The sequence below is a fragment of the Colwellia sp. SU-HH01172 genome (assembly GCF_057553355.1).
In genome coordinates this window covers 334,239-347,942 of record NZ_BAAJMB010000001.1, presented here as the reverse complement: position 1 = coordinate 347,942, position 13,704 = coordinate 334,239, and the positions used below count along the sequence as shown (strand labels likewise).

The window sequence follows — 13,704 nt, the reverse complement described above, 5'->3', positions numbered from 1 at the left end:
TTTGAAAAGAAAAAGCCAGTATCTTAGATACTGGCTTTTTTAATGTGGTCATTCAGTTGAAATGTTTGCTATTAGCTATGAAATTCTTCACAGGCAATTAAAGTATTTTCCATTAGGCTGGCGACTGTCATTGGGCCTACGCCACCAGGCACTGGTGTTATATGGCTGGCACTTTCTTTGGCCTTAGCAAAGCCAACATCACCAACAAGTTTGCCACTATCTAAGCGATTAATACCGACATCAATAATAATCGCGCCTTCTTTAACCCATTCACCAGGAATAAACTCAGGTTTACCAACCGCAACCACTAACAGATCGGCATTACGTACTTTATTTTCTAAATCTTTGGTAAATCTATGTGTGGTGGTTACTGTACAGCCGGCAAGTAACAACTCTAAGGTCATAGGTCGACCAACAATATTAGAAGCGCCAACAACAACCGCCTCTAAACCATATGGTGACACACCCGTTGATTCAATCAGCTCCATAATACCTTTAGGAGTACATGGGCGAAGACCAGGTTGACGTAAGGCAAGTTTGCCAACATTGTTAGGGTGAAAACCATCAACATCTTTTTTAGGGTTAATATGCTCAATAATTAAGTTGGCATCTAATCCTTCAGGTAAAGGCAATTGCACCAGAATGCCATCTATCGCATCATCATTATTTAGCTCATCAATCAGGTGAAATAAATCATCTTGAGACGTACTTGGCGGTAAGTCATATGAACGGGAAACAAAGCCGACTTCTTCACAGGCTTTTCGCTTGCTACCAACATAAACTTGCGATGCAGGATCTGAGCCTACTAAAATTACCGCTAAACCAGGAGCACGCAACCCCCTATCTACACGTTGTTGTACTTTATCTTTAATAGAATGGCGTAGTTGCTGAGCGATCAACTTACCGTCAATAAGAGTTGCAGTCATAATTCTTCACATAAGGCTAAAAAACGCCGCTATTTTCGCATATAAGAATAATGATTTGTAGACAATAAGTGCACGACAGGTCGAAATATTAGTTTCATGGTATAAAAAGCCCAATTTACAGGGAATTTTCACATTATTGATTTATATTAGTGCTATTTTAACCAAGCTGCTGTAAAAGTGAGCGAACAAACATTTTTTTATAAAAAATGTTTGACGCGCCACATGCAACTAGGTAATATCCGCACCCGTTGAGAAGGCAAGCTTTTTCAACATATGTCGGTGATTAGCGCAGCTTGGTAGCGCACTTGGTTTGGGTCCAAGGGGTCGCAAGTTCGAATCTTGCATCACCGACCACTTTTTCTTTTTAATAACTTCGCGTTGTTTAAAAGGGAAGTATCGGTTTGGGTGTCATTAAGTTCAGTCGCAAGTTTGAATTTTGCATCACAACCACTTTTTTACATTTATATGTGGAAAAGGAATAAACTTTATATATAGTAGAGTTTATTCAGCATCTGTAGGTAATGTGCGCCCTTAGCTCAGCTGGATAGAGCAACGCCCTTCTAAGGCGTGGGTCGTAGGTTCGAATCCTACAGGGCGTGCCATACAGTGGTGGCTATAGCTCAGTTGGTAGAGCCCCGGATTGTGATTCCGGTTGTCGTGGGTTCAAGTCCCATTAGCCACCCCATTCTTTGTATGGATAGCAATAAAAGTATATCGGTGATTAGCGCAGCTTGGTAGCGCACTTGGTTTGGGTCCAAGGGGTCGCAAGTTCGAATCTTGCATCACCGACCACTTTCTTTCAAAAAAATCTTTAAAATAAACCTCTTAATATCAAAATAACGCTTTCTAGAATAATTTTTTTAATTTATTTTCGTTCTATACTCGACTCTTGTTTCAAGCACCGCTATAATTTCGCGTCATTATTTTAATCTGAACATCTTTATTCGGATTTTCCGAGCTTTGTTGGTAAATGCTGGCAGGCTGAAAATATTACTTTTTGATAAAGTAGTATTGAATATATTAGATGCGTTATAAAAAGCGTGCTTACGCTAAGTTTTTGAGGTAATTAAATGCAAGTTTCAGTTGAGACTACAGAAGGTTTGGGACGTCGTATTTCGATTTCAGTTCCTGCCGAAACAGTAGATGTTGAAGTTAAAAATCGTCTTCGCCATATCGCCAAGACCCAACGTATCAATGGTTTCCGTCCAGGTAAAGTGCCACCATCAGTTATTCAAAAGCGTTACGGTCAGTCAGTACGCCAAGAAGTGGCGGGTGAATTAATGCAACGTAACTTTGTAGATGCGATTGTTGCTGAAAAATTGAACCCTGCAGGTCGCCCTGAATTTGTTGCTAAAAGCAATGAAGATGGCAAAGCGCTTGAGTTTGAAGCAACGTTTGAAGTATACCCTGAAGTTGCTTTAAAAGATCTAGATAAAATTGCTGTAGAACGTCCAGCGGTTGAAGTGACTGATAAAGATTTGGACGAAATGTTCGAAACTTTACAAAATCAACACAAAACGTGGAAAGAAAACAAGCGTAAAACTAAGAAAGGCGACAAGCTAACAATCGATTTCTCTGGCCGTGTTGACGGTGAAGACTTTGAAGGTGGCAAAGCTGAAGGTTTTGAACTTGAGCTTGGTTCTGGCCGCATGATCCCAGGATTTGAAAAAGAAATCACGGGCATGAAAGTAGGTGAAGAGAAAACTATCACTGTTACTTTCCCAGAAGATTACCATGCTGAAAACCTTAAAGGTAAAGACGCTGAGTTTGATATCGTTGTTCACAAAACTGAAGGTCCAGTATTGCCAGCAGTTGATGAAGAATTTGCCAAGTTATTCGGTGTAGAAGAAGGTGGTGTTGAAGCACTTCGTGAAGAAGTTGGCAAAAACATGGCACGTGAACTTAACCAAGCTGTTAAAGCGAAAGTTAAAGAGCAAGTTATTGAAGGTTTACTTGAAGTTAGCGAATTAGACATCCCAGCTGCGCTAGTTGCACAAGAAATTGAAGTGTTACGTAAGCAAGCGATGCAACGCTTTGCTGGCCAAATGGACCCTAACAACTTACCTGAATTACCAGCTGAAATGTTCGAAGAACAAGCTAAGCGTCGTGTTAAAACAGGCTTACTGTTAGGTGAAGTGATCAAAGTTAACGAATTGAAAGTTGACGAAGCGAAAGTAACTGAGCTTATTGAGTCAGCAGCTTCAGCTTATGAAGACCCTGCAGAAGTGATTGAGTACTACAAAACTAACAAAGAACTTGCACAACAAATGCAAAATGTTGCATTAGAAGAGCAAGCGGTTGAGTTGTTACTTGAAAGCGCGAAAGTTAAAGACAAAAAAGCAAGTTTCAAAGATATCATGAATCCTGAAGGTAAATAGACCTTTTCGATTGACATTCTGTTGAGCAATCGCTTAAATGGCTTATATGGGGACATATGAGCCATTTTTTTATTAAAAGGAAAGTTAGTTGTTTACTTCTCACAATAATTCTCACGATTTAACTAGTATTACCGAAAGTGCTTTAGTACCTATGGTTGTTGAACAAACCGCAAAAGGCGAGCGCTCGTACGATATTTATTCAAGACTATTAAAAGAACGCGTTATTTTCCTATGTGGTCAAGTTGAAGACCATATGGCCAACTTAATTGTTGCCCAAATGTTGTTTTTAGAGTCAGAAAGCCCTGATAAAGATATTTACCTATATATTAACTCGCCTGGTGGCTCTGTTACTGCAGGTATGGCTATCTACGATACCATGAAATTTATTAAACCTAATGTTAGTACCGTTTGTATTGGTCAAGCAGCGAGCATGGGAGCATTTCTGTTGTCTGGTGGCGAAAAAGGTAAGCGCTATTGTTTACCAAATGCGCGTGTGATGATCCATCAGCCTTTAGGTGGTTTCCAAGGGCAAGCATCGGATTTTGAAATTCATGCCAAAGAAATTTTATATATTAAAGAAAAACTTAACGGTTTAATGGCTGAGCACACTGGCCAGCCATTAGAGAAAGTATCTGAAGATACTGACCGTGATAATTTCTTAAGTGCGGAAAGTGCGGTTGAATATGGCTTAGTTGATGCCATATTAGAACAAAGAATCGATAAATAACGGTCTTCTTTGTTATTCGCGTTGTTATTTACGCGATTTGTGAAATACTAATTACTATTAGTTTTAAAAATAGTTTGTAAAAATTTAAAATATTAGAGGTACCGTATGACCGATATGAAAACAGGTGACGGTGATGACGGTAAGTTACTGTATTGCTCATTCTGTGGTAAAAGCCAGCATGAAGTACGAAAGTTAATTGCAGGCCCTTCAGTCTTTGTTTGTGATGAATGTGTCGAGTTATGCAATGACATTATTCGTGAAGAAATTAAAGAAATTGCGCCTAAGCAAGACAAAGAAAGCTTACCAACGCCAATTGAAATTCGTGAAAGCTTAGATGATTATGTTATCGGGCAAGAGCATGCTAAGAAAGTTCTCGCGGTAGCGGTTTATAACCATTACAAACGTTTGCGTAATGGTGACTCCCATAATGGTGTTGAGTTAAGTAAAAGTAATATCCTACTTATTGGCCCAACCGGTAGTGGTAAAACGCTATTGGCGCAAACATTAGCACGTTTACTTGATGTGCCGTTTACCATGGCGGATGCAACAACGTTAACTGAAGCGGGTTATGTTGGTGAAGATGTTGAAAACATTATTCAGAAGTTATTGCAAAAATGTGATTACGACGTAGATAAAGCCCAACGTGGTATTGTTTACATTGATGAAATCGACAAGATTTCGCGTAAGTCTGATAATCCGTCTATCACTCGCGATGTTTCAGGTGAAGGTGTTCAACAAGCATTATTGAAGTTGATTGAAGGCACCATTGCTTCTGTACCGCCACAGGGTGGTCGTAAACATCCTCAGCAAGAGTTCCTACAGGTTGATACCTCTAAGATCCTATTTATCTGTGGTGGCGCCTTTGCTGGTCTTGATAAAGTGGTTGAACAACGTTGTCATACCGGAACAGGCATTGGCTTTGGTGCCACGGTTCGTGGTAAAGAAGATGAAAAAACTTTAACGCAACGCTTTAAAGATGTCGAACCTGAAGATCTAGTTAAATATGGTTTGATCCCTGAGTTTATTGGTCGTCTACCTGTAGTAGCTACCTTGACTGAATTGGATGAAGAAGCCCTTATTCAGATCCTTCAAGAGCCTAAAAATGCTTTAACTAAGCAGTTTACTGCGCTTTTTGATATGGAAGAGGTTGAACTTGAGTTTAGAGAAGATGCCCTGAAGGCAATTGCTCATAAAGCTATGGTGCGAAAAACTGGTGCCCGTGGTTTACGCTCAATTGTTGAAGGCGTGCTGCTCGAAACCATGTACGAACTGCCGTCAATGGAAAATGCCACTAAAGTTGTGGTTGATGAAACGGTTATCAAAGGTGAATCTAACCCAATTATTATTTATGAAACGCAGCAAGATAAAGCGTCTTCAGAATAAAAATATAAAGTAGAAAAATAAAAAGTGGCGTTGGTCTTTATGATTAACGTCACTTTTTTTTATTCATCTGTTGAAAGTATTGGCAAATGCCCCATATACAAATACATATCCTTATCACATCATAGTATTCATCAAGAGAGTAACCAATGACTAAAGAGTTATCTGGCGTAGTTGAAATTCCCGTATTAGCCTTACGTGATGTTGTTGTCTATCCGCAAATGGTCATTCCATTATTTGTTGGTCGCGAAAAGTCGATTCGCTGTTTAGATATTGCTAATGAGAACGACAAACAAATTTTCTTAGTGGCACAAAAAGATGCCGCAGTTGATGATCCGACCCAAGATGACCTGTATAAAACGGGGACCATCGCCACTATTTTGCAAATGCTTAAATTGCCTGACGGTACCGTTAAAGTATTGGTTGAAGGTTCGCGCCGAGCAAGTATCACCGAATTTATTGAAACCGACGAATACTTTACTGCCAATGCCAGTTATTTAAGTATTGAAGGTGAGCCTGACGATAGCACTGAAGTTTTAATACGTTCAGCTATTTCTCAATTTGAAGGTTACGTTAAGCTTAATAAAAAAATTCCACCAGAAGTATTAACCTCGGTTTCAGGTATTGATGATGCCGAACAATTGGCAGATACCATGGCTGCACATATGCCTTTAAAACTGGTTGATAAGCAAAAAGTATTAGAAATCACTCATGTTTCAGAGCGCCTAGAGTACTTAATGGCGCTGATGGAAGGTGAAATTGACTTATTGCAAGTTGAGAAAAAAATTCGTACCCGCGTTAAAAAGCAAATGGAAAAAAGTCAACGTGAGTATTATTTGAATGAGCAAATGAAAGCCATTCAAAAAGAGTTAGGTGATGATGAAGAAGGGGCAAACGAAGCTGAGCAGATAGAAAAGCAAATTGATGAAGCTCAAATGCCGAAAGAAGCAAAAGAAAAAACACTCACTGAATTAAAAAAATTGAAAATGATGTCGCCAATGTCGGCAGAAGCAACGGTTGTGCGCAGTTATATTGACTGGATGCTGAGTGTTCCTTGGAAAAAACGTAGTAAATTAAAGCGTAATCTAAGCCTTGCACAAGATGTTCTTGATCAAGACCACTACGGTTTAGATAAAGTCAAAGAACGCATTTTAGAGTACTTGGCGGTGCAACAGCGTGTTAGCCAACTAAAAGGGCCTATTTTATGTTTAGTTGGCCCTCCAGGCGTTGGTAAAACCTCGTTAGGGCAATCTATTGCTAAATCAACCGGTCGTAAATATGTTCGTATGGCATTAGGCGGGGTACGTGATGAAGCGGAGATCCGTGGTCATAGAAGAACCTATATTGGTTCATTGCCGGGTAAGTTGATCCAGAAAATTGCCAAAGTTGGCGTTAAGAACCCGTTATTTTTACTTGATGAAATCGATAAAATGGCATCGGACATGCGTGGCGATCCTGCCTCTGCACTTTTAGAAGTGTTAGATCCAGAGCAAAACAGCAGTTTCAATGATCATTATCTAGAAGTAGATTATGACTTATCTGATGTTATGTTTGTGGCAACGTCTAACAGCATGGATATTCCAGGGCCATTGCTTGACCGTATGGAAGTTATTCGTTTGTCAGGTTATACCGAAGATGAAAAACTCAATATTGCTAAAAGTCATTTATTAGAAAAGCAAATTGAACGTAATGGCTTAAAGAGTAAAGAAATAGAAATTGAAGATAGCGCAATCATTGGCATTATTCGTTATTACACCCGTGAAGCGGGTGTACGTGCGCTTGAACGAGAAATTTCTAAACTATGCCGTAAAGCGGTTAAGTCTATCCTACTCGAGAAAGATTTGAAGAAAGTTGTTATAAACCAAGATAATCTTGCAGAGTTTTTAGGTGTACAACGTTTTGATTATGGCAAAGCGGACGATGAGAATCGTGTCGGACTAGTTACCGGTTTAGCCTGGACACAAGTTGGTGGTGAATTACTTACCATTGAAACCGCTTCTGTACCTGGTAAAGGCAAACTAAGCTATACCGGCTCCCTTGGCGACGTAATGCAAGAATCCATTCAAGCCGCGATGACGGTTGTACGAAGTCGCACCGAGAAACTACGTATCAACGATGACTTTTATGAAAAGCGCGATATCCATGTTCATGTACCAGAAGGAGCAACGCCGAAAGATGGGCCAAGTGCGGGTATTGGTATGGCGACAGCATTAGTGTCGAGCTTAACCGGTAATCCGGTTAAAGCGGATGTTGCTATGACAGGTGAAATTACCTTACGTGGTGAAGTACTTGCCATTGGTGGTTTAAAGGAAAAATTACTAGCCGCTCATCGAGGTGGCATTAAAACTGTGGTAATTCCGCATGAAAATGAACGCGATTTAAAAGAAATTCCGGACAATGTGAAGGCGGATTTAGCCATTCATCCGGTTAAGTGGATCGATGAAGTGCTGAAAATTGCCTTGGAGCACCCAGTTGAAAAGTGGCAGTTAGACGGCTAAATGAGTGGAAAAACGACACTTTTTGCCGAAAAACTAAAAAAAATAGCAAAAAAATTGAAAAAAATGCAATTAACGCTTTTCAAACGCTGAAACTATGGTAAGTTAATGACGCTGATAACGCTAGAGCCCCTATTCATAAGGGGTCTAGTAGAGATAAAAATAATTATCAATATTTTTAGTTTTCTTTAACTCAGTGCTTGATGTTCAAAATGAAGCTTGCTATAAAAGTTTCTGCAGGACGCTTAAAACAAAAGATAGCGCTGAATAATAACAATTGAAGGGGAATACACTGTGAATAAATCTCAATTAATCGAGAAAATTGCTGCTGGTGCTGACATTTCTAAAGCTGCGGCTGGCCGTGCGTTAGATTCATTTATCGAAGCAGTTACTGAAGAGTTAAAAGGCGGCGAACAAGTTGCACTAGTTGGTTTTGGTACTTTCTCAGTACGTGACCGTGCAGCACGCACTGGCCGTAACCCACAAACTGGCGCGACAATTGAAATCGCAGCAGCTAAAATCCCATCTTTCAAAGCTGGTAAAGCGCTTAAAGATGCATGTAACTAATCATTAGCTTTTGCTAAAGATTATGTATTAAGCCGCTTTTTAGCGGCTTAATTGTTTTTAGCCTTTCGTGTCTTCCTCAATTCCACTCCTTACATTAATAAAATTACATGTGACTTTAATCATATTTAGTAATTTTGACCTTGGTCAAGCTTTCCTTTGAAGCAGAGCAACAGACGTTAGCACAACAACATTTTAATGTTATATTAACGCCAACGTTTTCAGTTACTGTCGACCGAATTAGGTAATAAAACTGTTAGTATTTGAAAGTAATGATATTTCCTTGTCTAAGGTAAGTATTATTACAATGTATAGCTAGGCAAAACATCGCAGAGTTGTTAATCTTGCTGCTTTTAAGTTGGCAGCTTTTGCTAAACAGAGTTATTTGTTTCGACAGAAGTATAGAAGCGTTTTATTTGATAATCATAGGTGTAAACTAATTAATATGACTACATTCTGGCTGGCAATCCTATTCTTAATAGTGATTGCATTACTTATTGTCTGGCGAATTTTTACTACTCCTAAAAATACTATTGGTGCAGAAAATACCAATATTCGTCAAGAAACAAACGTCACGCTTTACCACGAACATTTAGCTAACTTAGAAAATGATTTAGCTGAAGGTAGTATTGAGCAAGACAGTTACACGCAGCTAAAAGCTGAATTAGATAAAACGCTTGTGCAAGATGTTGATCCAAACGAGAAGCAAGTGACACAACAGCAGCAGCGCTCATTGCTTTGGCCTATTGCGATTGCTGCAGCAATTGTCAGCTTTAGTTTTTATACCTATATGACCTTAGGCGCCTATCCACAATTGAGTGCACCGGTCGCATCACAAGAAAGTCCTCATGGTGAAATACCGCCTGAGCAAATGTTAGCGATGCAGTTAAAGCAGTTAAAGCGCGAAGTAAAGGATGACCCAAGTAATTCACAAGCGTGGTTTAGTTTAGGTCAGGCTTATATTTCTGCTGGTGAATTTGATAATGCCATTAATGCTTTTGATACTGTAATAGGGCAAGTTGGCGAACATGCTGAATTGCTTGGCCCGAAAGCTCAAGCAATGTACTACAAAAATGAGCAAAGAATAAATTCAGATATTCAAATGGTGATAGATAAGGCGCTAGCACTTGACGCTTTAGACGCGTCGACCAATATTTTGTTAGGCATGGATAGCTTTAGTAATCGCGAGTTTGCCAAAGCGGTTAAATATTGGGAAACGGTATTAAATAGCGGTCGCCCTGGCATTAGCACGCAAGCATTAGCCAGCGCTGTTGAAGAAGCAAAAAATCAATTACGCCTCAGTACTGAAATGGCCTCTACTGGTGAAATGAATGCCAGTGTTGATGGCACGCAACCGCAACTAGTCGTTGACGTTGCTTTGGCAGAAAATGTCCAAGAAGCACTGATGGGTAGCGAAGATAAAACGGTATTTATTTATGCTATTGCGGCAAATGGTCCTCGAATGCCATTAGCGGCGGTAAAAATCAAAGCGAGTGATTTGCCAACGCGTATTGTTTTGGATGATGCGCAAGCCATGACGCCGCAAATGAAGTTGAGCAGTGTTGAACGGGTCAATGTTTATGCGGTTGTGTCAATGCAAGGTAGTGTAGGCATTAAGCCGGGTGACTTTAAAGCCGAGCTACTTGATATCGCAACAATGCAAAAAGATGCGGTAACTATGAAGATATCCACTCAGGTGCAATGATAATATTAAATTGGCAATATGACGAAAACTTGATTTAAGTAACATTTTCGACATCACAAGTTAGACAATATTTGATTTGGAATTAGTAGTCGCTAAGCAAAATCGGCTAAACTTAGCGCTATAATGTTTTAACATTGATTTACAGGAATTATCATGATCCCAGAGCTCGGCCATTTCGCCCTTATTATCGGATTAGCGTTTGCGTTATGTTTAAGCATCGTGCCGTTAATTGGAGTAGCGCAAAATAACCAACAACTGATAAACAGTGCAAAACCTTTGAGTTTTGGCTTGTTTTTATTTTTAACCATTAGTATTTGTTTATTGGGCTATAGTTTCACGGTTGATGATTTCTCAGTTAAATATATTGCCAATCATTCAAACAGCTTATTACCATATTATTTTAAGATAAGTGCAGTATGGGGCGGCCATGAAGGCTCAATGCTGTTTTGGGTGTTCGCGTTAACTGGCTGGACCTTTGCCGTTGGTGTATTTAGCAAGCAGTTAGAACGAGAGTTTGTTGCACGCGTATTAGCTGTGATGGGCATGATAGCAGTTGGCTTTATTTTATTTACCTTATTAACTTCTAATCCTTTTGAACGCTTGTTGCCAAATTTTCCAATGGAAGGGCGAGACTTAAATCCATTATTGCAAGATATTGGCTTAATTATTCATCCGCCAATGTTGTATATGGGCTATGTCGGCTTCTCTGTTGCTTTTGCCTTTGCTATTGCGGCTTTAATGTCGGGTAAAATGGATGCCGCATGGGCTCGTTGGTCGCGTCCTTGGACTGTTGCCGCTTGGTCTTTCTTATCGGTTGGTATCGCATTAGGTAGCTGGTGGGCTTACTATGAACTTGGTTGGGGCGGCTGGTGGTTTTGGGATCCAGTAGAAAACGTTTCATTTATGCCTTGGCTTGCGGGAACGGCATTAATTCATGCACTTGCGGTAACTGAGCAACGTAATACCTTTAAACATTGGACCTTGCTACTGGCAATATTCACCTTTTCATTGAATTTACTTGGCGCTTTCTTAGTGCGTTCAGGGGTGATCACCTCTGTGCATTCATTTGCCGTTGACCCTGGGCGAGGTTTTTATCTTTTAGCCTTGTTGGCGCTAGCGGTAGGCGGTTCTCTGACTCTTTATGCGTTCAGAGCAACCAACGTAAGCAGTCCAAGTCGCTTTACCATGTACTCGCGTGAAAATACCATTTTGATCGCCATGTCTATCCTCATTACTGCAACCGTCACTATTTTATTGGGGACCTTGTATCCGTTGATCATTGATGCCATGGGCATGGGGAAAATTTCAGTTGGTGCGCCTTATTTTAACGCGGTATTTATTCCTATGATGATAGCGTTATTTATCTTTATGGGCATAGGACCACTTATTCGTTGGAAGAAAGCCCGTAAAGGCGAGTTATCTAAACATCTGAACCTAATTTCGATCTTTAGTGTTTTGTTTGGTGCAGCATGGCCATTCTTGTTTGGTGGCGAGTTTAACTTTATGGTGTTCGTTGGCATGACATTAGGCTGCTGGATAGTGTTAGCGGTATTAAAAGACGTATTCAACAATGCTAAACAAGCTGATGGTAGTTGGCAGTTCTCTGCGGTACCGCTTAACCATATTGGTATGGCGGTTGCTCATGCGGGTATTGCTATTACCGTTATCGGCGTGACTATGGTTTCTTCTTATGAGAAGGAAGTTAATGTCAGAATGTCTCCGGGAGAGTCTGTTGATTTATCGGGTTACACCATAGAATTTGCCGGCACTAAAAATGTTGTAGGTCCTAACTACAAAGCAATACAAGGGCAAATTAATGTTTCATTAGATGGTGAATTTGTCACCTTGTTGAAACCGGAACAACGTACTTATGTAGTACAAACTATGGGTATGACCGAAGCCGGTATTCATACCACGTTAATGCGTGATATTTATGTTGCTTTAGGTGATCCGTTAGGACAAAATTCTTGGTCGATGCGTTTGTATTATAAACCTTTTATTGTTTGGATTTGGTTAGGTGGCTTCTTTATGGCCCTAGGCGGATTTTTAGCAATTTTAAGTAAGCGCTATCGTAAACGTGTTTTAGCAACCCAACAAAAGCAACGTCAAGTTAACCCTAGCGTATTACAAGAGGCATAAATTAGTGAAAAGTATTATTCGTTTTATTCCATTAATTTTATTTGTGCTACTGGGCGTATTGTTATATCGAGGTTTATTTTTAAACCCGCAGGCGATGCCGTCAGCGATGATTGGCAAACCCTTACCTGATTTTTCATTGCCGATGTTAAAGGCCACAGATAAGCAAGTGGGCCGCACAGATTTAGAGGGTAACATTGTTTTACTTAATGTTTGGGCAACATGGTGTATTCAGTGTAAATATGAGCACCCTTATTTACTTAATATTTCTCGTAACCCACGTGTGAAGTTGTATGGCCTCAATTTCACTGACGAGCATAGCTCAGCAATACGGTGGTTAAAAGAGTATGAAGACCCGTATGTATTTTCTATTTTTGATGAGCAAGGTGCTTTAGGTTTAGATATTGGCGTTTTTGGTGCGCCGGAAACGTTTGTTATCGATCATACCGGTATTATTCGTAAACGCTTTGCTGGGCCGATTAACGATATGGTGTGGAAGAAAGAGTTCTTACCATTAATCGAAACTATCGAAGCTGAAATGGCTCAGGGAGCTTCTTAACATGCAATTAAGCGCAACGAAAAATATCACTGGTTTATCTAAATTGCTATATATGGTGGTCAGCGGATTGCTATTAAGTGTTTTATGGTTAAGCAGTGCAACTGCTGGGCCTGTTGAAACTTTCCAATTTAAAGATGAAGCTACTAAATTGCGCTTTCAGCTGTTATCAAAAGAGCTACGCTGCCCCAAGTGTCAAAATCAAAATCTCGCAGATTCAAACTCTAAAATAGCCGTAGATTTAAGAAAGAACCTTTATAATTTATTGCAAGAAGGTAAAAGCGACCAAGAGATTATTGATTTTATGGTCTATCGCTACGGTGACTTTGTCTTATATCGTCCACAATTGAAAAAACAAACTTATATTCTTTGGTTTGGTCCGATAGCCATTATCTTAGGGTTTGCGATAGGTTTGGTTTTTGTGCTACGTAAACGTAGTAAAAGCAAAGCAAACGAAGCGAATCTATCCACTGAAGAACAAGCAAATTTAGATGATATTTTAAATAAAAAATAACAACTAATTTTAGCTACTTAATACCAGCTAACGTTTTAATATGAAATACTAAGAGTAAACCTTATTTAATATGGTTTACTCTTTTTTTATTTGAAAAAAGAATTTGTGCTGGTTCGTGAAGAATATACATTCGAGCCCACCAAATGCTAGTTATTTGACCATTATTTCGCCACGATAGTAAAAGAGTTTCATTTTGATTATTATTGGGCTAACATGCCCGTTCAAATTGCGACTTTAAACTCTGCAATATAGCAAAACAGCGAAGTTAAGCTCCATGATAATTTTAGCAAGTCACGGTGTTTTAACATGAATGTTTTCTATAT

10 protein-coding genes and 4 tRNA genes are annotated in these 13,704 nt (G+C 39.6%); 13 read left to right on the top strand and 1 reads right to left on the bottom strand.

Annotation, left to right across the window (positions count from 1 at the left end):
- Window positions 1–71: 71 nt before the first annotated feature.
- Window positions 72–926: a bifunctional methylenetetrahydrofolate dehydrogenase/methenyltetrahydrofolate cyclohydrolase FolD gene (gene folD / locus AC27JP_RS01570; protein WP_487111681.1), complete on the bottom strand. Its 855-nt coding sequence runs from the start codon at window positions 924–926 to the stop codon at window positions 72–74.
- Window positions 927–1,203: 277 nt separating this feature from the next.
- Here folD and AC27JP_RS01565 point away from each other — a divergent pair.
- The 13 genes from AC27JP_RS01565 to AC27JP_RS01505 all read left to right on the top strand — a co-directional run bounded on the left by AC27JP_RS01565 (window position 1,204) and on the right by AC27JP_RS01505 (window position 13,381).
- Window positions 1,204–1,280, top strand: a tRNA-Pro gene (locus AC27JP_RS01565).
- Window positions 1,281–1,451: 171 nt separating this feature from the next.
- Window positions 1,452–1,528: transfer RNA gene (locus AC27JP_RS01560), tRNA-Arg, on the top strand.
- Window positions 1,529–1,535: 7 nt separating this feature from the next.
- Window positions 1,536–1,611, top strand: a tRNA-His gene (locus AC27JP_RS01555).
- Window positions 1,612–1,641: 30 nt separating this feature from the next.
- Window positions 1,642–1,718: transfer RNA gene (locus AC27JP_RS01550), tRNA-Pro, on the top strand.
- Between the two features lie 278 nt (window positions 1,719–1,996).
- The gene (gene tig, locus AC27JP_RS01545; RefSeq protein WP_487111680.1) at window positions 1,997–3,304 is read left to right on the top strand and encodes a trigger factor; all 1,308 of its coding nucleotides are present in this window, start codon (window positions 1,997–1,999) and stop codon (window positions 3,302–3,304) included.
- Between the two features lie 127 nt (window positions 3,305–3,431).
- The gene (clpP, locus tag AC27JP_RS01540; protein ID WP_487113412.1) at window positions 3,432–4,031 is read left to right on the top strand and encodes an ATP-dependent Clp endopeptidase proteolytic subunit ClpP; all 600 of its coding nucleotides are present in this window, start codon (window positions 3,432–3,434) and stop codon (window positions 4,029–4,031) included.
- Between the two features lie 105 nt (window positions 4,032–4,136).
- Window positions 4,137–5,414: an ATP-dependent protease ATP-binding subunit ClpX gene (gene clpX / locus AC27JP_RS01535; RefSeq protein ID WP_487111679.1), complete on the top strand. Its 1,278-nt coding sequence runs from the start codon at window positions 4,137–4,139 to the stop codon at window positions 5,412–5,414.
- A 146-nt stretch (window positions 5,415–5,560) separates the two neighbouring features.
- Window positions 5,561–7,909, top strand: coding sequence for an endopeptidase La (gene lon / locus AC27JP_RS01530; protein WP_487111678.1), 2,349 nt, complete (start codon window positions 5,561–5,563; stop codon window positions 7,907–7,909).
- A 291-nt stretch (window positions 7,910–8,200) separates the two neighbouring features.
- Window positions 8,201–8,473 (top strand): nucleoid-associated protein HU-beta, encoded by a 273-nt coding sequence (gene hupB / locus AC27JP_RS01525; RefSeq protein ID WP_085299093.1) that lies wholly within the window; start codon window positions 8,201–8,203, stop codon window positions 8,471–8,473.
- 442 nt (window positions 8,474–8,915) lie between these two features.
- Entirely contained in the window at window positions 8,916–10,175 is a 1,260-nt protein-coding gene (gene ccmI, locus AC27JP_RS01520) for a c-type cytochrome biogenesis protein CcmI (protein ID WP_487111677.1), read from the top strand.
- A 153-nt stretch (window positions 10,176–10,328) separates the two neighbouring features.
- Window positions 10,329–12,314: a heme lyase CcmF/NrfE family subunit gene (locus AC27JP_RS01515; RefSeq protein WP_487111676.1), complete on the top strand. Its 1,986-nt coding sequence runs from the start codon at window positions 10,329–10,331 to the stop codon at window positions 12,312–12,314.
- A 4-nt stretch (window positions 12,315–12,318) separates the two neighbouring features.
- Complete coding sequence (locus tag AC27JP_RS01510) at window positions 12,319–12,870, top strand: DsbE family thiol:disulfide interchange protein (protein WP_487111675.1); 552 nt, start codon at window positions 12,319–12,321, stop codon at window positions 12,868–12,870.
- Window position 12,871: 1 nt separating this feature from the next.
- Window positions 12,872–13,381 carry a cytochrome c-type biogenesis protein gene (locus AC27JP_RS01505; RefSeq protein ID WP_487111674.1) on the top strand — a complete coding sequence of 170 codons (510 nt, stop codon included), beginning with the start codon at window positions 12,872–12,874 and terminating at the stop codon, window positions 13,379–13,381.
- Window positions 13,382–13,704 lie beyond the last annotated feature (323 nt).

What these genes read in the sequence shown, in the direction of transcription:
- folD (WP_487111681.1), bottom strand. Translation starts at nt 926, where the DNA reads ATGACTGCAACTCTTATTGACGGTAAGTTGATCGCTCAGCAACTACGC.
- tig (WP_487111680.1), top strand. Translation starts at nt 1,997, where the DNA reads ATGCAAGTTTCAGTTGAGACTACAGAAGGTTTGGGACGTCGTATTTCG.
- clpX (WP_487111679.1), top strand. Translation starts at nt 4,137, where the DNA reads ATGACCGATATGAAAACAGGTGACGGTGATGACGGTAAGTTACTGTAT.
- lon (WP_487111678.1), top strand. Translation starts at nt 5,561, where the DNA reads ATGACTAAAGAGTTATCTGGCGTAGTTGAAATTCCCGTATTAGCCTTA.
- ccmI (WP_487111677.1), top strand. Translation starts at nt 8,916, where the DNA reads ATGACTACATTCTGGCTGGCAATCCTATTCTTAATAGTGATTGCATTA.
- AC27JP_RS01515 (WP_487111676.1), top strand. Translation starts at nt 10,329, where the DNA reads ATGATCCCAGAGCTCGGCCATTTCGCCCTTATTATCGGATTAGCGTTT.
- AC27JP_RS01505 (WP_487111674.1), top strand. Translation starts at nt 12,872, where the DNA reads ATGCAATTAAGCGCAACGAAAAATATCACTGGTTTATCTAAATTGCTA.